The sequence below is a fragment of the Shewanella sp. Isolate13 genome (assembly GCF_022398325.1).
Lineage (GTDB): Bacteria > Pseudomonadota > Gammaproteobacteria > Enterobacterales > Shewanellaceae > Shewanella.
On the sequence record NZ_JAKEVD010000003.1, the window covers coordinates 164630 to 189012 of the forward strand.

Sequence of the window (24383 nt, forward strand, 5' to 3'; positions counted from 1 at the left end):
TTTAAAAGCCATTAATAAGCTAAACTTTAATTGTAAATCAGCTTAGGCATAGGTATAAAGTAACAATTGCGTAACAAAATGGATATTAGTTATGTATTACAAATGTATGGATGCACTTAAATATTTCAGACATCCCAAAATAGCCATGTTTATCAGACTCAGTTCTATGCTAGTTGCCGTGGCGATGTTGTTAAATGAGTTACACTTAGGACGCTCCTACTCTTGGTATTTTGCGTTTCTATACTGTTTTTTTCTCATTCCATCACTCTACTTTACCCGAGAGAATCGGTATCGGCATTTTTTCTATATGCGAGACGTGCTTAAACCCTTTAGGATCTATACGGTATTGATGACACTCACCTACTTTGTGTTATACGTACACCAGATCGTCACTTATGAGCTGCAAATATTTCAACCGCCGCACACTTAACGACACGTATCGAAATAGCGCATCCCCCTAGAAAAAGTCATAAAAAAAGCCGCTCAATGCGGCTTTTTTATGTGAATTAAATAGACAATTTGTAAGCCCTGTTTAACCTCGAACCGTATAATCGCCCCAGGCTAACCATTTATAGGTTGTAAGCGCTTCTAAACCCATAGGTCCACGAGCATGTAACTTCTGTGTACTTACCGCAACTTCGGCACCAAGGCCAAACTCGCCACCATCGGTAAAGCGAGTGCTAGCATTGACATAGACCGCGGCTGAGTCGATAGCATTCATGAACTCACTTGCGGTATGGATATTATCGGTCAATATCGACTCAGAGTGACCACTTGAGAAGCTACGGATATGTTCAACCGCATCGGCTAAGTCTGCAACGACTTTGATCCCAAGAGTCAGAGATAGCCACTCTGTCGCAAAGCTCTCAGCTGTTGCCGCAGAAACCTCAATACTTTCTGCAGTCAAGATAGCTTGCGTCTGATCACAGCCATAGAATTTAACCCCGAGGTTAGCTAAGTGCTTACATAACTTAGGAATAAACAGCTCTGCATGACTTTGGTGAATAAGCACAGTATCCAGCGCGTTACAAACCGTAGGTCGCTGCACTTTGGCATTTTCAATGACAGAAACCGCTTTTTCTAGGTTAGCCTCAGCATCAACGAAGATATGACAAATACCAATTCCGCCTAAAATAACTGGAATCGTTGCTTGCTCCGCACATAGACGCTGCAAGTTCTGCCCGCCTCTAGGCACGATCATATCGACATACTTATCAAGCTTTAATAAACCGGACACTAAACTTCTATCTGGGTTATCAATTAACTGTACGCAGTCTGCAGGCAAGCCTTGTTCAATCATGGCTGAGCGGATCACTTCACAAAGCGCTTTATTTGATGCCAGCGTTTCTTTACCGCCACGTAAAATAACCGCATTACCAGTTTTTAGCGCCAATACCGCAATATCGACAGTCACATTGGGGCGTGCTTCATAAATGACTCCAATGACACCTAAAGGCACACGACGACGTGACAAACGTAACCCGTTATCGAGTAGTCGACTATCGATCTCACTACCTACAGGATCGGTCAAGCCAATCACGTTATCAATGTCGCCAATCACACCCATTAAGCGAGTTTCATCGAGTAATAGACGGTCAATCATCGCGTCAGACAGACCATTGGCCTTCGCCTGTGCCACGTCTAGTTGGTTAGCGCTAACAATATCGGCCTTTGCAGCTGTGAGTTTATCGGCAATACAGCGAAGCAGAGCTGACTTTTGCGCTCCTGAAAGACAGGCTAATGCATAGCTTGCCTGTTTAGCGTTCTGCCCTAAAGCCGTTAAATATCCTTCGTTACTCATAACACCACCATGTCGTTGCGGTGAACCACTGCATCACCATAATCATACCCAAGCACTTCTTCGATACTATCTGAGTGCTTTCCTGCAATCTTAGTCATATCTACTGAGCCATAGCGACTCATACCTTTAGCATACACCTTGCCCTTGGTATCAATCAGCTCAATGGTATCGCCACGTTGAAATACACCTTTTACTTCGGTTATGCCTTTAGAAAGTAAGCTTCTGCCCTTCTCGGTGACCGCTCCTATCGCACCGCTATCAAGTACAACTTGGCCACGGGCTTTCGGTCCGGCTAAGATCCACTGTTTACGGCTCTCTAATGGATGCTCAAGCGCGGTAAAATGCGTACCTACAGGTTTCGAACAGACCACATTTTGAATCACATCTTTATGGTGGCCCGAGGCTATCACCACCTCTATACCTGCACGACGCGCGATATCAGCCGCCTCAAGCTTAGTCGCCATGCCGCCGGTACCTAAACCAGATACGGCACCGCCCGCTAGCATGCGTAGGCTATCATCGATATTTTGAACTTCGGTGATCAGTTTTGCGTCAGGATTCTTGCGCGGATCAGCGTCAAACAGACCTTTTTGATCCGTTAGAAGGATAAGCAGATCGGCATCACATAAAAGCGCGGCTCGTGCAGACAAGTTGTCGTTGTCACCGACCTTAATTTCCGCCGTTGCCACCGCGTCATTCTCGTTAATAATTGGAATGATGCCATTATTGAGCAAGGCATTGAGTGAGTCTCTCGCGTTTAAGTAACGCTCTCTGTCATGCAAGTCTGCGCGAGTCAGCAATAGCTGCCCAACATGCAAACCATAAATACTAAATAACTGAGACCAAGCTAGAATTAGCTGGCTTTGCCCTACCGCAGCAAGCAACTGTTTACTGGCAATGGTATCGGGTAATTCGGGGTAGCCTAAATGCTCTTTACCAGCGGCTATCGCACCAGAAGTACACAATACAACTTCGACACCCGCTTTCATCAAGCAGGCCATCTGCCGTGCTAATTCAACCATGTGTGCTTTATCTAGCTTACGGCTGCCAGAAGTCAGTACACTCGTTCCCAATTTAACCACTACGCGGCGGTAGCTAATCTCACTTAAGTTCATTATTTGCTAACAAAATTATATTGAATAAATCCTTATACCCAATCTAGGTTTGAAATGGTAGTAAGCACCAACAAAGAAACTAAAAAAAAAGCGGCAATTAGTGTTTTCCAATCATAAATGCTGGAAATTTAGCAGAACGTTGAAATTTAGCGCGAGATTTTTTAACAGTCCCCCTAATAAAAAGCCACACTCGATGTGGCTTTTTATCTAAGGTTCATCTATTCACAACGGCTGTTAGCCATAGATAAATTTGGCGATAAACAGTGCGGCTAAGATCACCACGCCAATGCTGAGATCTTTATAGCGTCCGCTCATCAATTTAATCATTGCATAAGAGATAAAGCCCAAGGCGATCCCTGTAGCAATAGAGAAAGTCAGTGGCATAAGGATACACACAACCACCACAGGCGCCGCTTCGGTGATGTCTTCCCATTCAACATGAACCAGCCCCGCCATCATCAAGATAGCGACATAAAAAAGTGTCCCTGCCGTCGCGTAAGCTGGCACCATACCCGCTAATGGCGAGATAAATAACGCTCCCAAAAAGAGTAGTCCCACGACCACAGCGGTTAAGCCTGTGCGGCCGCCTGCGCTGACACCCGCAGTACTTTCGATATAACTAGTCGTAGTTGACGTTCCCAACATAGCACCGGCAATGGTTGCCGTACTGTCTGCGGTTAGTGCGCGATTAAGTCTAGGTAAACGGCCCTTGTCATCTAAGAAGCCACCGCGCTGCGCCACCGCAACTAGGGTGCCAGAGGTATCGAATAGATCGACAAATAGAAAGGCAAACACTACAGATAACATGCTGATTTCAAGCACACCAGACAGATCCATTTTCATAAACGTCGGCATAATTGAAGGCGGCGCAGACACAATACCTTGATACTGCACATCGCCAAACAGTAGGCCCAAAGCGGTAATAGCAAGAATGCTAATAATTACCGCCGACTTCATGCCTCTATGTACCATGGCAATAATCAAGAAGAAGCCCAATACCGCCATCACCGCCGGGAAAGCAGTAATATCACCCATAGTCACCAGCGTTGCAGGGCTCGCAACGACAATGCCCGCACTCTTAAGGCCTATCAAAGCCAAGAAAAGACCGATGCCAGCGGCGATACCGAGTCGCAGTGACATAGGGATACTATTAACTATCCACTCTCGAATACGCACAAGCGATAGAATTAGAAAGCAGATCCCCGATAGAAACACCGCACCTAACGCCGTCTCCCATGAATAGCCCATCTCGCCAACGACGGTATAAGTAAAGAAGGCGTTGAGCCCCATGCCAGGTGCCAGTGCAATCGGGTAGTTCGCCACTAAGCCCATCACTAAACAGCCTATTGCTGCAGCCAAACAGGTAGCGACAAACACCGCACCATGATCCATGCCCGCATCGGCCAGCATCATAGGGTTAACGAAAATAATGTAAGCCATGGTCAAGAAGGTCGTTAAACCAGCCACAACCTCTTGCTTTAGCGTTGTTTGATGTTGTTTTAATTTGAATAATTTTTCTAACATGGAACTAAGTCCCTTGGATTTTATTATATTGATTTGTAGGGTGTAATAATTGCTAACTTAAGTAAGGCTTTTCTAGTTAGCAAACAATCATTGTCTGCTTCACCGTGCGCCTAGGTTAACAAGGTACGAATATAGATATGTACAAAAACCGTCCAACCTGTACATTTCGGTGCGATTATACGGGGGGTTTAGGTCAGAGACCAGTTATTTAAAACGCTTGTTTATTTTCGAATTTGGCAACTCTGGAGCTGATTGAGTTCAGCTTCGGTCTGCTTCAGCGAACCGATTGTTTTGCTGTTAATAACAATGGTGGCTGTCGAGTTTTCGACTTGAAAGTTAGACTATGTCTAACAACTAAGCGTTGAAGCAATCAAACTTCGTTTGATAAAAGGTCGTGAGCTTCCAGCTCACACTCGGGCAAGGAGGACTGCTCGTCCTTATCCTCCTTGCATCCACCATGACGCCCCGACGAAGTTACATGCATTAGATACGCGCCTCATACTTATGGATAAATCGCTAACGCTTCCGATGGGGCATCCTGCCCCGCGAAAGCTACACCGACATCCCTGTCGGCATCACGCGATTTATTCCAACGTACTTCGGCAACTTCGATGGGGAAACGGTGTTTTCTGTGGGTCCAATATGACCAACTAACTATTGATTTATGACTAAAACTAGAGGGGCAACTAATTACGCCCTAACATCAGTTCAAAAAGTTTACTCTGACTCGACTAATTCTTGCCCAAGTTCATCGTACTGTTTATTTTGATTTGAGATACGAACAGTATGAATCCATTGGGAACCTACCAGTGAAAATATAACAATCGCACTTCCCTCATTGATAAAATCTTCATCAGGGATGTATTGAGCCTTGAGATTACAAGAAGAAAAAGCGTAATCAGGATCGAGCTGACAGAAAGAAAACTTCTTCAATATATCCAGTGCTACTGGGTTTACTGATAGGAGTTGCTCAACACGGCACCATCTATCGCCAAGCCTAAAGTAATAGTTATCTTCCTCATTGGGAGTCATGATAAGGTTCTTTACAAAAGAAGGTTCAATTAAACCATTTGCTAAGTCATTCAAGAAATTTCGAAATTTCATACATATCCCTATAGTCTTGCTATTCACATAACGCCCGCCTAAGCGTTTTGTTTCCGCACTTGAGGCGCTTGTTAACTAGCATATACAATAAGCTTCGATATATGGTTTATAAAGGATTTAGCTTTCGTTTCGTCTCTAGTATAAATATTCTTAACGACTCCACCGTTCTTATTTAATAATTTAATAATATACCACTCTCTTTTTTTGAATAATCTAGGGATAGATAAAGAATTAAAATAATAGCGTTCAATCGTGTTTTTTAATTCTGTAGATGAAGAGTTAAGTCCTAAGGCTGAGCTATTAGATAAAGGAGTTACGATGCCTGTTGATTTTGTCTTAGACAATACTCCGTAGTCAAAACCAATAAAAAGTTCATTTACCACAATACCTGATGGTCGATATTTAATTGGTTGTTCATAAACAACTTGTTCAATTACGGCTGTGGATGCTTCATAATTTGTTACATCAACAGGCCTGTAATCAATTGGTGTTGCGGAACAACCCGTCAAAAGTAAAAAGAAGAATAAAAGAAAACATCTCACAGCAGATATCCTATAGTGCTAGTTAACGCCGCGCTAAGCGACAAAAATTTGGTGGCCAAAATTAGTGAGGAACGAGCAAAAGCCAACTGTTTTTTGTCTGTTCTTTAGCGCCTTGTTATGTATTACCTATCACGAATTTCAATTGTATAGTCTGGAGCTTCTTCCCATTTGATTGTTTTTACAGAACCAGTACAGCCACTACGAGTTGTTCTATAAGTAGTAATGCCTGTCACTTTCTTATCAGTAAACCAAATGATTTTATGGTCGTTATAACCAAATCCTGCGCCTGAAACACAATATTGCCATGCTTCTTGGTTTCCTTTAAATTGTCGGTCGTACGGTACTCCAAGTATTTCAATAACCTTATCTTTAGGATCACCAGAGTCGATTAAAATAGTTTTATTATCGAGAGTCCCACACCCCTGAAGAACAAGAAAAGCAAACAGGGAAATAAAATATTTTTTCATCTTACTCAAAACTCCGTTGTAATGCATAACGCTCAGCACAGCGGCTGGCAAAACTGGCGCGTGTTTGCGCAGCAATTTGAGTGACAGGTTTGACAGTCCGTTGCTGCTTGTTAGCCATTTTACTTTAAAACCTTGGCTAACTTTTCGATTGAACTACCAATTTGATCAGAGCCAATTTCTAGTTTAATAATAACTCTGGATCTTATTTGTTCTGCAATATCGCCTCTGCTTGGTGCCCAATCGCCGTAAACAAAATCATCTAAAGTAATAGGAATAAGAATCTCTGTTCCACCTTCCTTAGCCTCTCGCTCTAGAACCCTTTCAATTTCATTTAAAACACCGGGTCTCGTAAGTGATTCTTTTGAGCAAACCAACAACACTCGATCATGGTTATTAACTCCATCATGCATCATCCGGTGTAGTTTATCTCCTGGATTAGCATCATCAGGAAAAAACCATGTCTTAATCCCTTTTGACTTAATCTTTTTGTTTATCTCTGTAACGGCCGGCTCATCAGGCCCTCCATAAGAAATAAAAAGTGTTTTATGCATTTCACTCTCATCTACTATATCAATTAGAGTCTTAACGGAATTAAATGCCTGAATGACGGTTTCTCTAGGTATGCAAAGCTTATTTGTGTAAAGAACAACTCTTGGTGCAAAGACCATTTGATTTGTATCAATTTCATGGCCTGTAGGTTTTAGGCTATTTCCTATTCTCACATAAACAGATGAGTCTAGCTCGGAAAAGATTTTATCCATGGATTGAGCAACAGCATAAATCTCCCCCTTACTCCCTAAACTCTCAATCGCTATTGCCCTTTGCTTCATTCCAGACTGAGAATCTTGTGCAATCATCGGCCAAATCCTTAAGGCTTCATTACCATGTGCATCACTAAAAATACTTTCATGATTAAGTACAGATGCAACTGGAAATCTCTTTTGTAGGAAGGCTACGGCATTTTTACATAAGTCTGACATATTGCTCCTTTCTGGATCGATGGCTAACGCCTTAATAACTGGCAAAGTTTGACGGGCTAAAATACGAGATAAGCGAGAGAGCCAGCCGCATTCCCCCTATTTATCAGGCTATTAGCTGCACTTCAACCGTTCATTTAGATTTTCAACAAGCGCTCCCCAATGAGCATTTAAACGCATGAGGTTATTAGCAGATTTATTTAAACGTTCACTTGTTATAGTAAACATTTCAATAGCATATTTTTCTGCTTTTCCTTGCACCTTACTTATTTTGAGTTCATTTGAATCAAAGCTATCTATTACCACATGGACACAAATATCTCGTATTTGAACCGTACTTTTTGTGGCTTTGATAAGAGATATAAGATCATCGTCGGTAAAATCTAGTTCTGTCAGTTCTTTCTGAATAAAACCCAGTTTATGTGAGAGCGTCAGAGGCTTCTTTTTACCTTTACCAAATTCAAAGAGAATGCTTACACATTGGTCAACATATCTTTCTATTGGCGACCAAAAAACCGTAAGCATTACAATGACCGTCAACCAAGATTGTAATATTTCTTGCTCATTAATTGTTTGCTCTGAGCTCATTGATTAATTCTCGATAGTCATCAATACAGCTAACAGCTTATTAGTGCGCATGCGCGTATATTTGGCAAAACGCGCATGCACATTTAATAAACCTATTATTTAAGGCTTACTAAAGTAAAGCTATTGATTTATAAGCACTCTACCAGAGTGGTGCTGAATAAACGAGCACGAAAATTGAAAAGTGAGCATTAATATTGATGTCTTATCTAAAGTAATCAGCAGCAGTCATTTATCGATTAGCCAAAGTAGGTCAATTGGCTTGTTACTGAACGGTGCAACTTATCGCCTATAAGTCACAAAGGGGCATTTCCGCGTTAGACATCAAGCAACACTAACCTAAATGAGTACACCAATTACCCCGTGTAGATACGGCCATGACCGTCCATGACATGGACGTCATGGCCGAGCTTACAAGGATGTATTCATAGCGTGTCACGGCAGTGTCTGCACATGCGCCCGCTGCAGGCGATTGATAACGATTAAGCTACAACACAGAACTTGCCTCCATGTAGCAACACAACCGATAGAAATGTATTCAGCCTTCATTCGAAGGCTAACCAACTTTGGGGCAAAACTGAGTTACGACACTTACGGGAAACACCCATTCCCCATCGGAGTTGCCGAGGTCATTGAAGAATAATCTCGTGATTGAGGCAGGATGCCGAGATAGCCTTAGTAGAGCCATGGATGGCGATTCTGAGGCGATAGAGATTTTCGAAAATGAGTGAGGGTCAACAACTTCGTCGGGGCGGCTCGGGTGATGCAAGAGGGGAAGCTGTTGTCCCCCTTTTGCCCGAGTGTGAGCTGGAAGCTCACGACTTTGGTCAGGCGTCAGCCTGATGGATTACCAATGTGGGCGAAGCGCCACGACCTTTATCAAGCGTAGCTTGATTGCTTCAAACGCAAGTTTGTTAGACGGAGTCTAACTTCAAAGCTCAGGCGCAGCCTGATTTCCAGCCTTAAATTCAAGGCAAAAAAACCAGCTCAAAGAGCTGGCAAGACATGTTTCAAGTGTTCCAAAAAGGAGATCGGCATAATGTTGCTAGCGTTAGTTCATAGCAATACCTGTATTAATGCCCCCACCATGAAGCATCTATTAAAATTCAAGGCAAAAAAAACCAGCTCAAAGAGCTGGCAAGACATGTTTCAAGTGTTCCAAAAAGGAGATCGGCATAATGTTGCTAGCGTTAATTCATAGCAATATCTCTATTGATATCAACTTACCTTCAACATCATTGGAATTTAGGCAAAAAAAAACCAGCTCAAAGAGCTGGCAAGACATGTTTCAAGTGTTCCAAAAGGAAATCGGTTAGCGCGCTAGCGTTAATCAATGGCATATCGACAAGGTCAATATACAACTTGAGTCTAAACACACCCAAAGGGTGTTATAAGGTTGATGGATGATGGAACTACCTTTAAGGAGGGTTAGCCCTTAAAAGTCATGGCGTATAAACCGCCACGCAAAACAGTTGAATCCAACCAAGTGTTTTGCCAGTAAATCGTAGTTTGCCCTGTATAAGACACAGTCAATACTCCTAACAAAGTTGTAGACATATACTCAAATTAAATCAGTCAATGGGGTTGAGCCAAACTAATTTAATGAGTCAACTTGTCGCTCGATTCCTTGGAGAATTATCCTTCCTAGATAGACCTAAAACTGGAAAGACTCTGCTTAACCAGTGAAAGCAATTATATACCCGTGTAATTTTATTACAAGACTTTCCGTTAAAAAATACTCAAACAGTGCATAAGGGGTAATTTTACAACACGGTAAAGCGATCTAGATCACACAAATAACCGTATAAACGGGGTTATTCACAGTTGGACACCTAATCCGATCAAAAAAACTACATTTTAACGCCGAACACCATGGTAATAAACAAACAAAAAGATTCCCGATGAACCAGATCTAGCTCATCGATAAAAATTAGATAAAAAAAAGCCCACTCAATGAGTGGGCAAGACATTTCAAGTGTTCCTAACGGAAATTGGTTAACGCGCCAGCGGTAATCAATGGCAAATAGCGGGAGTATACTAACTCAGGCTAATTGCGACTTGGTCTACAAGTATCTAAAAGATACATTAAAGGTTGATGGAAACTGATTAACTAAAAAGGAGGGTTAGCCCTTGAAAGTCATGGCGTATAAACCGCCGCGCAAAACATCTGTGTTTAACCAAAAGCTCTGCGAATAAATAGTGTTACTAAAAAACATAATTAATACTCCTAACAAAGTTGAATTCCAAATACTCTACTTTCGTAAAAGCCGTTCGCTGGCTTGTAGAGTCAACTTGTCGCTCGATTCCTTGGAGAATTATCCTTCCTGGATAGACTAAGTGTCGCTAAGCACCATTGCTTACCCGACGAAAGCTATTATAGATAAATGTAGTTTTATTACAAGCTTTTTATTTAAAAAAGCTAAAAAAAGCCTATTTTGGTAATTTTATTACAGCTTTTACTAAAGCAAGCTGCTTCTAGAGCCCTTTTGTCGGCCAGAAACATCATGTTTGTACGCAATGAAAGTAAGAAAGCCGGCGAAAGAAGCCGGCTTTTAAAAGCGACTGGATGACCTAATTGCTACGACAGGTCATATAAGTAAATAAGCCCACTAAGGGTGTTGCTGTTGGCGTACCATATTGAGGGTGCCCCTCGGTTGCGCTACCTGCAATATCTAAATGTGTATAAGCAATCGGCTTATCAGCATTTAAGCCATGGCCACTAAGACCCGACGCTTCAATCAAGAATGCAGCCGGATACTGATGACCGCGCACCGTCACTGATGAGGGGGCATTATTTGACGACAACATATCTGCAGCCTCTGAAGGATCGACAATTTTACTAAAGTCATCACGACGCAATTGCGTCACTTCAATCGGCTCCCCCCAAAGCAACGCTTGCTCTTGCATGTTTGATGCGACACTTGCCTGCTTGGCAACACTGTTTTCAACCGCCGCTGTGTATCCACCAAAGCATCGCACCACATGACCCGTTAATGTCGCCACAGAGAACATCTGCGGGTTAACAGCATGAACAGCCTTTAAACGCAGATGCGATAGCAGATCGGCCAGCACCAAACGCCCCTCTGCGTCAGTATTACCAATACGGACGCGTTTACCCGCATGGCTGGTGATGATCTCATCGGTGACAAACGCTTCACTACCGATACTGTTACGCACTAAACCAAGCTCGGCCACAACACGGATCCCTTTAGGTTTTAGCACACTGATGGTTTTCATCAGGCCAGCAACCGCGGCGGCGCCACCTTTATCTCGGCTCATCCCCGCCATACCACCAGCAATTTTCAGATCGGCACCACCCGTGTCGTAAACAACGCCCTTACCGGCAAACAAGTAGGTACGCTCAATCTCCCCTTCGCCGACATACTCGAGCTTTACCACTCTAGGTTGATGTCTTAATACGCCAAAAGAGGAGCGACCGACTGCACTTAATAATGGGTAGTCTCGCTCTAAAATGTCTCTGTCTTCGACCACACTCATTGATAAGCCGGAATTTGTGAGTGCCTCCACGCAGTAATCAGCAAAAGCCGGCGCAGACATACGCTCAGGCTCTGTACCGCATAAGTCACGAGCAAGATTACGCCCCGACTCTATTGCGGTTAATGTCATGGCACAGGTTGCAGCCTCTTTAGTATCAGCCAATAGTCCTATTGCCTCTAAAGGTTCATCGCCACCACCTGCTTCTCTAAGCTCCAGTGCTTGCCAAAGTTCCTGTCCACAAGCGAGTGCGGCAACCTCGGGCGCATGTTGATAACGCTGTTCAGCGAGCGTGTTTACTAACAGCAAAGGCCGCTTCGCTCCCGCCTCTTTCGCTAGCTTGATGCCCTCTCTCGCCGCATCGGCAAACACCCGCACATCTTGGTAGTCATCATCCGCCTTTTTAACTGGCGCGATGATCAAGCGCCCCCCCGCGAGCCCTGGAGCAAACAGTAAAGTCACTGATTGCCCTACGCGTTTATCAACTTTTTGACCATGATTCGCCAGCAGTGAAACTTCATCGAGTTTTATTGAGCCGAGATCTGGCGTAACCACCACCAGCGCATCCCAACCACTGCCTTCGAAAATGGCATCTTGTTCGATCACATCAACAAATTTTACCGACCCCATAACCTTATCCTTCTTACTCTTTTATTTTTTGTTCCAGCATTATTCCCCTATTGTGCTGAGAATACCAACGACTTTACCGCCTATGAAAACTATTGTGGAAACTTAGCCTGACAAGCTTAAATAAAAGCGACGGCAAACGACTCTGCAGCCCATTAAGACTATGCTAGACTGTCTGCAATTTCTGCCTCACTGGCAGCCGCGCGCTATAGATATTACTCGAATAGGGGATTTTTAAGTGACCACTCTTAGTCAGTTACAACCACAAGCACTTTGGCAATGGTTCGAACAGATCTGTGCCATTCCGCATCCATCTAAACACGAGCAAGCATTGAGTGCTCATATTCAAGCTTGGGCTAAAGACAAACAACTTAGTGTCATTGAAGACAAAGTCGGTAACCTTATCATTAAGAAGCCAGCGACTGCGGGCATGGAAAACCGTAAGACCGTCGTGCTGCAAGCGCATATCGACATGGTGCCGCAGAAGAACGCAGATAAAGAGCATGACTTTGAGAAAGATCCAATCGAAGCCTATGTCGATGGCGACTGGGTTAAAGCCAGAGGTACGACTCTAGGTGCCGATAACGGTATTGGTATGGCTTCAGCCCTAGCGATACTGGGCGCCGACGATATTCCTCATGGCCCACTAGAAGTGCTACTGACAATTGACGAAGAAGCGGGCATGACAGGTGCATTCGGATTAGAAGCTGGCATGCTAGATGCCGAGATCCTAATCAATACCGACTCTGAGCAGGAAGGTGAGATCTACATGGGCTGTGCTGGCGGCGTCGATGCGCAGTTTAGCCTGCCTATGGTTTGGCAATCACCTGAACCGGCTAATGCCAGCTATAAACTGTCTATCTCAGGCCTTAAAGGTGGCCACTCAGGCGTAAACATTCACCTCGGCCGTGGTAACGCTAACAAGCTTTTGGCTCGTTTCCTGTTTGCTAACGCCGATGAACTTGCGATTGAGCTAACGCAATTTACTGGCGGCTCACTGCGTAATGCGATCCCACGGGAAGCTGAAGTTAGCTTTATGCTACCAGCAGAAAATCTACCTTTATTACAACAACGAGCTAAACAGTTCCAAGCATTAGTCCGAGAAGAGTTAGCGATTGCCGACCCAGACCCAGTACTCACGCTGGAAGAGATCCCTGCGCAAAAGCAAGTGATGAGTGAAGAGTCACAACAGATCTTAATTGATCTGCTTAATGCTTGCCCTAACGGCGTTATTCGCATGAGCGACGAAGTGGAAGGCGTAACAGAAACCTCCCTTAACGTGGGTGTTATCAGTACCGATGACAACAGCGTACAGGTTCTTTGCCTGATCCGCTCACTGATCGACTCAGGTCGTGAAGAGATTGAAGGCGTATTAAGCTCGCTGGCAAACCTTGCAGGTGCAAACGTTGAGTTCAGCGGTGCCTACCCAGGCTGGAAGCCCGATAACAGTTCTCCAGTGATGGCAAGCGTGCGTGAAACCTACGAAGCGATTTACAACAAAGAGCCAACTATCATGGTGATCCATGCAGGCCTTGAATGTGGATTATTTAAGAAGCCTTATCCTGAGATGGATATGGTGTCTATCGGCCCAACGATTCGTTATCCTCACAGCCCAGACGAAAAGGTTAACATTACGACCGTTGGTCAATACTGGAAGCTCTTATTAGCCGTACTGGAACGTACACCCGTTAAAGGCTAATCGATAAGCACTTTTAACTGACAGTACTGTCAGTTATAAAGGCCACTTAGCAATAAGTGGCCTTTATTATTTCTAACAGAAGATAGGGGAACAATTGCCGCTTTATCCCTAGCCATTCGTTACCTTCACAGCCCAGATGAAAAGGTCAATATCACGACTATCGGTCAATACTGGAAGCTGTTGTTAGCGGTACTGGAACGTACACCCGTTAAAGGCTAATCGATAAGCGCTTTTAACTGACAGTACTGATAAGCTATAAAGGCCACTTAGCAATAAGTGGCCTTTTTTATATCTAACGAACGATTTCTAACTGTACGCCTAAAAGCCTAAATCCATCTGCGAGCTATCCACATCGTTATCTTCTATTGTTGCACTGTTCGATGCCAGCCCCACTGAAACCCCAAGTAAGCGAATCCCCCGCTCATGCTGCCTCTCCATTGCTTGCTCGAGTAACTGGTAAAACAGGTTTACCGAAATCTCGTCGCTGCGGTGCTCTATGGTTGTCTGTTTAAAATCCTCAAACTTTATTTTGACCACCTGCTTATGAATCCTTCTATCTTTCGCGCTGCGACTCACGCGCGCGCCCAACTCCTGAATAAGTTGCGGCATCACGGCCCTACACTGCTCTAACGTGTGAATATCTTTTGCCAAGGTGGTTTCCACCCCAACCGACTTCCTCTCTCTATTGGGAGAAATACTTCGCCTGTCGATACCTTTGGCCCTTTCAATCAACACACTGCCAAACTTTCCAAAACGCTCAATCAACTTAGGCTCAGGGTAAGCCTGAATATCACTGCAAGTATGCAGCCCAAGCTCTGCAAGCTTTTTAGCGGTAACCTTGCCCACACCTGGTATTTTAATCAAGGGCAGAGTTTTAACAAACTCATCAATCATGTCCGGTCGAATCACATACTGTCCATTGGGTTTATTAAGATCGGAAGCTATCTTGGCCAAAAACTTCACCGGTGCGATACCAGCAGATGCGGTGAGACCCGTCTCGGCTAGGATATCGGCTCGAATAGCCTCGGCGATTAAAGTTGCAGAGCCTTTGCAATGCGGGCTGTCGGTCACATCAAGATAGGCTTCATCTAGCGATAGTGGCTCGATTAAGTCGGTGTAACGCTCAAATACTGCTCTTATCTGGCTGGATACTTCTTTATAGACCTGCATACGCCCTGGAACCAAAATCAAGTCGGGGCACAGCTTTAATGCATAACCTGATGCCATCGCCGAGCGCACACCAAACTGGCGCGCCTCGTAGTTACAGGTACTGATCACCCCCCGACGATCACTGCGTCCACCGACGGCAATCGGTTTGCCTCTTAATTCGGGAAAATCACGCATTTCCACTGCTGCGTAGAAGCAATCCATGTCTACATGAATAATTTTTTGCAAGCCAATATCCTCCGAAAAGAATATTACTGTATATAAAAACAGTATTCAATATAAAGCACACAGATCTAATGCCAACGATGCTAATCCTCAAGGCGCGCTTGCGCTATGATCGCTACCTCGGTATTACATTTTAGGCTGGGGGTAAAATAGCTGGGTTAACATAGTTAGCTCGTCTGCAGATAAGATGGAACTCAGCTTTACGTGGCTCGGTACTGTTTGATTTAAACTTTGCTGTAGCTGTTCATCATTGGCTTGTGCTTCGAGGCGCTCAATATACTCTACGAGGTAATCAACCTGAAATTGGTTATTGGCATCAAGATGAGTTTCTTCTGCATTAACAACTAACATCGCTTACTCCTCAACAGCCTAATATAAAGTATTGATACTGAATGCCTCGATCGCTTGGCGATTCGGGCGCAATGAAATCGATGTTGGCATTATCAGGCTATAGATTAAAGCAAGGCAGCTGAATATTAGCTGTATAAGCAATATATAAAATGGCTGTTTATTGGCAGAGGATTGGTAACAATTGGCCGTTTTATTGAGGCAAATAAAAAGGCGCTATTAACGCCTTTTTAGTTCAAGTCTTACTCTACATTTTACTCTGTAGATAATTTTGTAAGCCTACCTTGTCAATCAAGCCAATTTGCTTCTCAAGCCAATACATGTGATCAGACTCGGTTTCCTCTAGCAGAACCTCTAAGATCTCTCGGGTCTCATAGTCACTCTTTTGCTCACAAAGCGCTATCGCACTGCGTAAGTTATCCGCAACATGATACTCATAAGCTAAGTCATTTCTGAGCATCTGCTCTGTATCTTTACCAATATTAAGCGGTTCTCTGCTCGCCACATCAGGCGTGCCTTCAAGGAACAAGATACGCTGCACTAACTTCTTCGCGTGCTCCCTTTCATCATCTGACTCATGAGAGATCCGCTCATGTAGCTCATTAAGCCCCCAGTCTTCATACATCAAACCATGGACAAAGTATTGATCCATAGCTGAGAGCTCGCCGGTGAGCAGTTTATTTAATGTGTCTATGACTTCTTGATTACCTTTCATAACTGGCTCCAGTTAGCTCATCTTTGACTGCAAGTAATTTTGAATACCCGTTAGCGATATAAGCTCTAACTGAGCCTCGAGCCAATCTAAGTGCTCCTCTTCATCTTCTAACAAGTCTTCGAGAATATCGCGGCTCACATAATCGGCCTCAACCTCGCACAAGGCGATCGCCTCTCTAAGGAGAACCAGCTCTTCTTCCAACATGACTTTGTCACACTCAAGCATCTCTTGACTGTGCTCGCCAATTCGAATTTTATCTAGCTGTTGTAGATTCGGTAGCCCTTCAAGAAACAACACTCGCTCAATCAGTTTGTCGGCATGCTTCATGTCCTGAATGGACTTCTTGTAAGCCTTCTCATCTAGCTCACCTAATCCCCAGTTCTTATACATGCGTGCATGAAGAAAATACTGATTAATAGCAGTCAACTCGCTGGTCAACACCTTATTGAGCTGACTAATGACCTTAGGTTGTCCTTTCATCTGTTCATCCTTATTAAAAATTGATCTATATCAATATTTACAACCTAGAACAAAAAACACACAAATACAAATAAAGTTTATATTTCAACATGTTATTAAAGAAAATAGTTATCATTAACACTACAATTCCCAATTGTTATGAAACGATACCTAATGAGTCATTTATCTTGGGAAACTAAGTAATTAGCACTAAAAAGAGTGGCTGAAGCAGACAGATTTAAAACACTGGAGCTGCGCAGATATTAGCTCAAGCAGTAACAAAGACGGGATTAAGTGAAAAATGATATAAAAAAGGCCCCTAAAAGGAGCCTTAATCTACGTAGCGTTATCGAGCTAGATAATACGGTTCTGCGCTAATTTTTCACGGCGCTCTTGTTCAGCCATTCTGGCTTTACGCTTATCGCAAGGATCGTCACAATCACAGGCTTTCTCGATCCCGAGTGCACCTAGGCCGCCACAGCTTCCGGCAACCGCTTTCTTCTTTAGCAAATAACCGATCGACATTAAGAAAAAGAATGCTAGTAATACGACAAATGCCGCAATAAATGTGCTCATATTCGACTCCAACTACTGAGTAACGAAAGGTTTGAAGGCTTCGCTATAGAAAACCTTAAAGCCATCATCTTGCTTTTCAATTAGCATTATCGCTAGATGCTCACGTTTAGCAAGTTCTAATGATGCTTTTGTGCCCAAAACCATCATAGCCGTGGCGTAGCCATCAGCGATCATAGACTGTTCATGCAATACGGTAACCGAAGCCAGCCGATGATTTATCGGGTATCCGGTGCGTGGGTCAATCAAGTGAGAGAAACGTTGTCCGTCTTCTTCGTAATAATTACGGTAATCACCGGATGTCGCCATTGCCATGTTCTTTGGCGAAATCACCTGCTGTACCGCAGTGCCTGAATCTGATGGCTGCTCTATTGCGATACGCCACAATGAGCCATCGGCTTTCGTGCCTCTAAGGCTAATTTCACCGCCAATCTCAACCAGATATCCGGTTGGATGATACTTATCTAATAGCGCCGCGATTTTATCGACACCAAAACCTTTGGCGATAGACGAGAGATCCACATAGATGTCTGGATTATTCTTACTGATCCTATTGCCATCGATCTCTATTGCTTCGATCCCCGTGCGCTCCATTGCGGCATCGATCTGCTGTTGCGATGGGATCTGAGTCGGGCGCTTATCGGGCCCAAAGCCCCACAAGTTCACTATAGGACCTAATGTAATATCGAGCGCCCCATCGGTATTTTTGTATAGCTCAATACCTGTCTCAATGACGGTCGCGGTATCGGCCGATACTTGCATCCGTTCGCGGCGGGTCATCTGATTAAACTGAGATAACTCTGAATCAGGACGATAAGTCGACATCTGATCGTTAACCTTTTCAAGGGCTAAATCAATCTCGGCTTGCAGTAACTGTGGATCGGGCATCTTATCGTTAGGCACAACCTTAATATGATAAGTTGTGCCCATCGTGTTACCCGACAGTGAAATCACTTCAGCTTGTTTAGAACAACCTGAAATAAAAAAGGCTAACCCGATAAGGGCCAGCCAATTTACTAAGGTCTTAACCATTTTGACCTAAATCTCCAATAAGAGAGAGGTTAGCCACCGAAGTCATCCAATAGGATGTTTTCATCTTCGACACCAAGATCTTTAAGCATACCGATTACAGCTGCGTTCATCATTGGTGGGCCACACATGTAATACTCACAATCTTCTGGCGCTTCATGATCACGTAAGTAATTCTCGTACAATACGTTATGAATAAAGCCAGTGTATCCGGTCCAGTTATCTTCAGGCTGAGGATCAGACAGTGCAACATGCCATTGGAAGTTGTCATTATCTGCCGCTAGGCCATCGAAATCTTCAACATAGAACATTTCTCGGCTCGAACGTGCACCGTACCAGAAGCTCATCTTACGCTTAGACTTAAGACGCTTAAGTTGGTCGAAGATATGAGAACGCATTGGCGCCATACCCGCACCACCACCGATGAATACCATTTCAGCATCGGTATCTTTAGCGAAGAATTCACCAAATGGACCAGAAATAGTCACCTTATCACCCGCCTTTAGGCTCCAGATATACGATGACATCTTACCACAAGGTAAAGAAAGATTGCGTGGTGGCGGAGTCGCAATACGTACATTCAACATGATGATCCCTTCCTCTTCAGGATAGTTCGCCATTGAATATGCACGGATTGTTTCTTCGTCAACCTTAGACTCTAGCTTGAAGAAGCCAAAGTGTTCCCAGTCACCACGGTATTCTGCTGGTACGTCAAAATCAGCATACTTAACATGATGAGCCGGTGCTTCAATCTGAATATAGCCACCTGCACGGAAAGGCACTGACTCACCGTCAGGGATCCCAAGCTTAAGCTCTTTAATGAAAGTCGCTTTGTTATCGTTAGAGATAACTTCACACTCCCACTTCTTGATGCCAAAGATCTCTTCTTCAAGCTCGATTTCCATGTCAGATTTAACGTTTACCTGACAAGATAAACGACAACCGCCACGGGCTTCACCCTTGGTGATATGGTCTAGTTCAGTTGGCAGAATATCACCACCACCTGACTTTACGATAACCTTACACTGGCCACATGAGCCACCGCCACCACAAGCTGACGATACGAAAATACCGTTATCAGCAAGTGCCCCCAACAGCTTGCCACCTGCTGCAGTTTTAATTGCTTTATCTGCATCTTCATTGATGCCAATCGTAATATCACCACTTGGTACTAACTTAGATTTGGCAAACAAGATGACCAAAACCAAAATCAATACAATCGCGGTAAACATACTCACACCGAGATATACATCGATTGGTGTAGATTCAAGAATACCCATTAACTTATCCTTAAAGGTTCAAATTAAGACGTCGTTATGGTGCCTCTATTACAGAGACACACCAGAGAACGACATGAAACCTAGAGCCATCAAACCAGCGGTCACAAAGGTAATACCTAAGCCGCGCAGCCCATCAGGAACATCAGCATATTTTAACTTTTCACGAATACCAGCCAGTAGCACAAGTGCTAATGCCCAACCGATACCAGAACCTATGCCAAACACCAAACTTTCACCTAGGTTGTAGTCACGCTCAACCATGAAAGATACCGCACCAAAAATTGCACAGTTTACAGTGATTAGCGGTAAGAAAATCCCCAACGCATTGTATAGTGGTGGGAAGTACTTATCTAATGTCATCTCAAGGATCTGAACCAAAGCTGCAATCACACCGATAAAGGTAATGAACTTCAAGAAGCTCAAGTCAGCATCTGGCACGCCAGCCCAAGCTAATGCACCTGGAGCCAGTAACCCTTGATAAATAATTTGGTTAACAGGAACTGAGATAGCCAGTACCACGATAACTGCTACACCTAGACCCATGGCGGTGGTTACTTTCTTAGAAACAGCTAGGAAAGTACACATACCAAGGAAAAAGGATAACGCCATGTTTTCAATGAAAACAGAACGAATCAATAGACTAATATAATGTTCCATTATGCTTATCCTTTTGCTTCTACTTGCTCTGGCTTAATAGTACGAATAATCCAGATCAGTGCACCAATCAGGAAGAACGCACTAGGAGGCAGAAGTAATAGGCCGTTAGGCTGATACCAGCCGCCGTCTGAAATCTTGCTTAAGATTTCTACGCCGAATAATGAACCATTACCAAATAACTCACGTACGAAGCCAACTGACAGCAAGATCGCACCGTAGCCTAGACCATTACCAATACCATCCATGAAACTCATCATAGGAGGCGTCTTCATCGCATAGGCTTCTGCACGGCCCATAACGATACAGTTAGTAATAATCAAACCAACGAATACCGATAGCTGCTTAGCAACATCGTAAGCGTAAGCCTGTAGTACTTGGTCAACCACGATTACCAAAGATGCAATAATGGTCATCTGTACGATAATACGAACGCTGCTTGGAATATGATTACGAATCAAAGAGATAAATAGATTCGATAACGCACATACTGCTGTGAGTGCGATTGTCATAACCAAGGCCGTTTCCATTTTACTGGTTACAGCCAAAGCACTACATACACCCAAGATTTGCAGAGCAATCGGGTTATTGCTGAGGATAGGTCCGGTTAGAACCTGTTTAAGTTCTTTAGCATCAGCCATTAGCTAAGCCCTCCATTGCGAGCCTTCTCGATAAAGCGCGCAAAACCTTCTTCACCTAACCAAAATTCAAGTGAGTTCTGAACACCGTTACCCGTTAGCGTTGCACCTGACAGCGCATCAACACCGTATGGTGATGCTGCAACAGCAGGGTTCTTAGTGACGCTAATTGCAAGTTCACCCTTGTCATTGTAAAGCTTCTTACCCGTCCACTTTGCAATCCACTGAGGATTTTGAACTTCGCCACCTAGACCAGGAGTTTCACCAGAACCCGTAAAGCTGTAGTAAACCAAGCTACGAATGGTGTTTAGATCCGGTTCAACGGCTAAGAAAGCGTACATAGTCGACCATAGGCCATAACCTTTAACTGGAATAATCACAGTCTGTAGTTTTTGGTTATCGTCATGAACTAGGTAAACAACCGCTTCATTAGCAACACGCTTAACCGATGCAATATCGTTTTTAGGCACAAAAGACGTTGCAGGTGTACGCGCCGCTTTATCAGCATCGAATGCGTTTGCATCACCTTCAACAAAGTCACCTGTTTTAAGGTCGACTAATCTTGCTTCTACATACTTGTCGTATGTCGCAAGCACTTGCGATTTGTCAATCTTGCCTTCTCGAGGGTTGATTAAACCAGCCGCTTCAAGAATGTACTTTTGCTTATCGAGTAGCTTGTTTTCCTGCTGAGTCGGCTTCAGCAATACTGCCGCAGTCGAAACGAACATAGAGCAGATGAAACATAAGCCAACAACAACAAACAGTGTTCTACCGAAAGAATCTTTATTACTAGCCACGAGCAATCCTCCGCTTAATATTCGACTGAACCACGAAATGGTCAAATAATGGAGCAAATAGATTCGCGAACAAGATAGCCAACATCATACCTTCAGGGAAGGCTGGGTTGATAACGCGAATGAATATCGCCATAGCACCGATAAGAATACCGTAAGCCCACTTTGCATTATTAGTGAAAGACGCCGAAACAGGGTCTGTCGCCATAAACATCATACCGAATGCGAAACCACCCAATACAAGGTGCCAGTACCAAGGCATGGCAAACATAGGGTTAGTATCGCTACCGATAAAGTTAAGTAGGTAAGAAACGGCAATCATGCCCACCATCACACCACCGACGATGCGCCATGAAGCGATACGGGTATAGATGATAACCGCGCCACCAATCAAGATAGCTAGAGTCGATACTTCACCAACAGAACCTGGGATGAAGCCGAAGAAGGCGTCCCACCAGTCTGCCGTTAGACCATATTCCAGTGTGCCTTGCGCCGCTTGGCTCAGTGCCGTTGCACCAGAGAAGCCGTCAGCAACAACCCAAGTGGTGTCACCAGACATATTCAGTGGATAAGCGAAGAACAGGAATGCTCGGCCAGCCAATGCAGGGTTAAGGAAGTTACGGCCTGTACCACCGAAGATCTCTTTCGCAACGACCACACCAAAGGTGATACCTAGTGCAACCATCCATAATGGAATTGTTGCTGGCAGCGTCAAGGCAAAAAGAATCGAGGTTACGAAGAAACCTTCGTTAACTTCATGACCACGGACAGAGGCAAACAAGACTTCCCATATGCCACCCACGGCAAATGTCACCGCGTAGATGGGTAGGAACCAACAGGCACCGTACCACATCAATGCTGCAATACCTGAGCTTGCAGTCAATTCCGTACCAAACATTCCAAACAGGGCGACTTGCCATGTATCAGGAGTTGGAAAACCTGCAGCAAGTGCTTCTTGCGCCTGAAGGCCAACGTTATACATACCTACAAACATCGCAGGGAATGCACAAGCCCAGACCATAATCATCATACGTTTTAGATCTAAGTTATCACGAACGTGGGTACGCCCCTTGTTCACTAGACCTGGCGTGTAAAAGACAGTGTATGCAGCTTCAAAAAGCGCATAAAACTTCTCGTATTTTCCGCCTTTTTCAAATTGCGGTTCAATATTCTCGAAAAACTGTTTTAAGCCCATTAGCCTTCCCTCACTATCGTATCTAAGCAGTCACGTAGATATGATGCATAGTCATATTTACCAGGACATACGAAAGTACACAGTGCTAAATCCTCTTCATCTAACTCCAGTGCACCTAAAGTCGCAGCGCCATCATAGTCGCCAGAAACTAGGTCACGAAGTAGCATGGTAGGAAGAATATCTAGCGGCATAACACGCTCATAGTTACCGATTGGTACCATGGCGCGATCTGAACCACCTGTGCTCGTCGTCATGTTAAACATGCGAGAAGGTGAAAGGTGACCTAAGAATGCACGAGTGATAGAGAACTTTTGAACACCAGGCATGGCCCAGCCAAATAGTTCTTTCTCAGTGCCCTCTTCCAACAAGCTCACTTGATTATGGTAACGACCAAGATAAGCATGTGGGCCCGTTGCGTTGCGGCCATTTAAAACCGAACCTGAAATACAACGAACATTGCCCTGTGCCACTTCGCCGTCAGTCAACTGCGCCATAGACGCACCCACTTGAGTACGAACTAGACGAGGCTTAAGCGCTTTAGGGCCACCGATAGCCACTACACGTTGCGTATTTAGCTCACCAGTCACAAATAGCTGACCGATAGCAATGACGTCTTGATAGTTGATGTGCCACACTGTTCTGTTAGCAGAAGCTGGCAATAGGTAGTGAATGTGCGTGCCAGGCAATCCAGCAGGATGCATACCGGCAAACTCTTCAACTTGAGCATTCGCAGCAGGAATATCAGCACCAGGTGCCTTACAAAGGTAAACTTTACCTTCTGTTAGCTTAGAAAGAAGTTTTAAGCCATTCTCAAAATCTGCTTTGTGCTCTGCAATCACGATAGCAGGATCGGCTGCTAGCGGCTGCGTATCAATCGCGGTGACAAAAATACCGGCGGCGACAGAGTCTACTGCTGGTACTCGGCTGAAAGGGCGCGTACGCAAGGCTGTCCACAAACCTGATTGGATCAGGTTGTCACGCACTTGCTGCGAATCAACTGTGTCGATTGCAGTGGTGTCATATTTAGCGAAAGAGATAGATTCATCCCCTTCTACATCAATAACAACAGACTGCAGAACACGTTGAGCGCCCCGGTTAACTTCGGAAATTATGCCACTGGCTAAAGCAGTATATATTACGCCAGGGTTCTTCTTATCTTCAAAAAGAACCTGACCTTTCTTAACTTTGTCTCCCACCTTAATTTTCATGGTAGGACGTAAGCCAATATACTCTTCACCCAAAGTAGCTACGTGTTTGATGGCAGGGCCATCATGGATAACTTGCTCTGGCCCACCTACTATAGGCAGGTCCAATCCTTTCTTTATTGTAATCATATCCACAAGCACTACGTTATGAAGGAAAGACAATGC

23 protein-coding genes are annotated in these 24383 nt (G+C 44.2%); 2 read left to right on the plus strand and 21 right to left on the minus strand.

Going from position 1 to position 24383, the window contains the following annotated elements; genetic code table 11:
- Nucleotides 1–91 precede the first annotated feature (91 nt).
- Nucleotides 92–430, plus strand: coding sequence for a hypothetical protein (locus L1D44_RS03090; RefSeq protein ID WP_220768044.1), 339 nt, complete (start codon nt 92–94; stop codon nt 428–430).
- Between the two features lie 102 nt (nt 431–532).
- Here L1D44_RS03090 and L1D44_RS03095 read toward each other — a convergent pair whose 3' ends face one another.
- The 9 genes from L1D44_RS03095 to L1D44_RS03135 form a co-directional block, all read right to left on the minus strand.
- Nucleotides 533–1801 carry a glutamate-5-semialdehyde dehydrogenase gene (locus L1D44_RS03095; protein WP_239888782.1) on the minus strand — a complete coding sequence of 423 codons (1269 nt, stop codon included), beginning with the start codon at nt 1799–1801 and terminating at the stop codon, nt 533–535.
- Nucleotides 1798–2916 carry a glutamate 5-kinase gene (gene proB / locus L1D44_RS03100; RefSeq protein ID WP_220768042.1) on the minus strand — a complete coding sequence of 373 codons (1119 nt, stop codon included), beginning with the start codon at nt 2914–2916 and terminating at the stop codon, nt 1798–1800. Before proB ends, L1D44_RS03095 begins: the two co-directional genes overlap by 4 nt.
- A gap of 234 nt (nt 2917–3150) precedes the next feature.
- Nucleotides 3151–4440, minus strand: a complete 1290-nt coding sequence (locus tag L1D44_RS03105) for an NCS2 family permease (protein WP_239888783.1) — start codon at nt 4438–4440, stop codon at nt 3151–3153.
- A gap of 717 nt (nt 4441–5157) precedes the next feature.
- Nucleotides 5158–5472 carry a hypothetical protein gene (locus L1D44_RS03110; protein WP_239888784.1) on the minus strand — a complete coding sequence of 105 codons (315 nt, stop codon included), beginning with the start codon at nt 5470–5472 and terminating at the stop codon, nt 5158–5160.
- A gap of 143 nt (nt 5473–5615) precedes the next feature.
- Nucleotides 5616–6086 (minus strand): hypothetical protein, encoded by a 471-nt coding sequence (locus L1D44_RS03115; RefSeq protein ID WP_239888785.1) that lies wholly within the window; start codon nt 6084–6086, stop codon nt 5616–5618.
- 122 nt (nt 6087–6208) lie between these two features.
- Nucleotides 6209–6553 carry a hypothetical protein gene (locus L1D44_RS03120; protein ID WP_239888786.1) on the minus strand — a complete coding sequence of 115 codons (345 nt, stop codon included), beginning with the start codon at nt 6551–6553 and terminating at the stop codon, nt 6209–6211.
- Nucleotides 6554–6672: 119 nt separating this feature from the next.
- Nucleotides 6673–7533, minus strand: coding sequence for a toll/interleukin-1 receptor domain-containing protein (locus L1D44_RS03125; protein WP_239888787.1), 861 nt, complete (start codon nt 7531–7533; stop codon nt 6673–6675).
- Between the two features lie 111 nt (nt 7534–7644).
- On the minus strand, nt 7645–8118 hold the full coding sequence (locus L1D44_RS03130; RefSeq protein ID WP_239888788.1) for a hypothetical protein: 474 nt from the start codon (nt 8116–8118) through the stop codon (nt 7645–7647).
- Nucleotides 8119–10686: 2568 nt separating this feature from the next.
- Nucleotides 10687–12240 carry a leucyl aminopeptidase family protein gene (locus L1D44_RS03135; RefSeq protein ID WP_239888789.1) on the minus strand — a complete coding sequence of 518 codons (1554 nt, stop codon included), beginning with the start codon at nt 12238–12240 and terminating at the stop codon, nt 10687–10689.
- A gap of 235 nt (nt 12241–12475) precedes the next feature.
- Here L1D44_RS03135 and L1D44_RS03140 point away from each other — a divergent pair, with 235 nt between their 5' ends.
- Nucleotides 12476–13936, plus strand: a complete 1461-nt coding sequence (locus tag L1D44_RS03140) for an aminoacyl-histidine dipeptidase (protein ID WP_239888790.1) — start codon at nt 12476–12478, stop codon at nt 13934–13936.
- Nucleotides 13937–14254: 318 nt separating this feature from the next.
- Here the strand turns inward: L1D44_RS03140 and dinB are convergent, their stop codons facing one another.
- From dinB to L1D44_RS03200, 12 genes are all read right to left on the minus strand, one after another.
- Nucleotides 14255–15331: a DNA polymerase IV gene (gene dinB, locus L1D44_RS03145; RefSeq protein WP_239888791.1), complete on the minus strand. Its 1077-nt coding sequence runs from the start codon at nt 15329–15331 to the stop codon at nt 14255–14257.
- 123 nt (nt 15332–15454) lie between these two features.
- The gene (locus tag L1D44_RS03150) at nt 15455–15679 is read right to left on the minus strand and encodes a hypothetical protein (RefSeq protein ID WP_239888792.1); all 225 of its coding nucleotides are present in this window, start codon (nt 15677–15679) and stop codon (nt 15455–15457) included.
- A 244-nt stretch (nt 15680–15923) separates the two neighbouring features.
- Entirely contained in the window at nt 15924–16391 is a 468-nt protein-coding gene (bfr, locus tag L1D44_RS03155; RefSeq protein ID WP_239888793.1) for a bacterioferritin, read from the minus strand.
- Between the two features lie 12 nt (nt 16392–16403).
- Nucleotides 16404–16871, minus strand: coding sequence for a bacterioferritin (bfr, locus tag L1D44_RS03160; RefSeq protein WP_220770493.1), 468 nt, complete (start codon nt 16869–16871; stop codon nt 16404–16406).
- 333 nt (nt 16872–17204) lie between these two features.
- Nucleotides 17205–17426 carry a (Na+)-NQR maturation NqrM gene (nqrM, locus tag L1D44_RS03165; RefSeq protein WP_220770494.1) on the minus strand — a complete coding sequence of 74 codons (222 nt, stop codon included), beginning with the start codon at nt 17424–17426 and terminating at the stop codon, nt 17205–17207.
- Nucleotides 17427–17438: 12 nt separating this feature from the next.
- Nucleotides 17439–18455 carry an FAD:protein FMN transferase gene (locus L1D44_RS03170; RefSeq protein ID WP_239888794.1) on the minus strand — a complete coding sequence of 339 codons (1017 nt, stop codon included), beginning with the start codon at nt 18453–18455 and terminating at the stop codon, nt 17439–17441.
- A 29-nt stretch (nt 18456–18484) separates the two neighbouring features.
- Nucleotides 18485–19732 (minus strand): NADH:ubiquinone reductase (Na(+)-transporting) subunit F, encoded by a 1248-nt coding sequence (gene nqrF, locus L1D44_RS03175; RefSeq protein ID WP_220770496.1) that lies wholly within the window; start codon nt 19730–19732, stop codon nt 18485–18487.
- Nucleotides 19733–19780: 48 nt separating this feature from the next.
- Nucleotides 19781–20389 (minus strand): NADH:ubiquinone reductase (Na(+)-transporting) subunit E, encoded by a 609-nt coding sequence (gene nqrE, locus L1D44_RS03180; RefSeq protein ID WP_220770497.1) that lies wholly within the window; start codon nt 20387–20389, stop codon nt 19781–19783.
- Between the two features lie 5 nt (nt 20390–20394).
- The gene (locus tag L1D44_RS03185) at nt 20395–21027 is read right to left on the minus strand and encodes an NADH:ubiquinone reductase (Na(+)-transporting) subunit D (RefSeq protein WP_220770498.1); all 633 of its coding nucleotides are present in this window, start codon (nt 21025–21027) and stop codon (nt 20395–20397) included.
- Nucleotides 21027–21821 (minus strand): Na(+)-translocating NADH-quinone reductase subunit C, encoded by a 795-nt coding sequence (locus tag L1D44_RS03190; protein ID WP_239888795.1) that lies wholly within the window; start codon nt 21819–21821, stop codon nt 21027–21029. The genes L1D44_RS03185 and L1D44_RS03190 overlap by 1 nt, the downstream gene beginning before the upstream one ends.
- Nucleotides 21814–23013 (minus strand): NADH:ubiquinone reductase (Na(+)-transporting) subunit B, encoded by a 1200-nt coding sequence (locus L1D44_RS03195; RefSeq protein WP_220770500.1) that lies wholly within the window; start codon nt 23011–23013, stop codon nt 21814–21816. Before L1D44_RS03195 ends, L1D44_RS03190 begins: the two co-directional genes overlap by 8 nt.
- Nucleotides 23013–24347, minus strand: coding sequence for a Na(+)-translocating NADH-quinone reductase subunit A (locus tag L1D44_RS03200; protein WP_239888796.1), 1335 nt, complete (start codon nt 24345–24347; stop codon nt 23013–23015). The genes L1D44_RS03195 and L1D44_RS03200 overlap by 1 nt, the downstream gene beginning before the upstream one ends.
- Between the last annotated feature and the right edge of the window lie 36 nt (nt 24348–24383).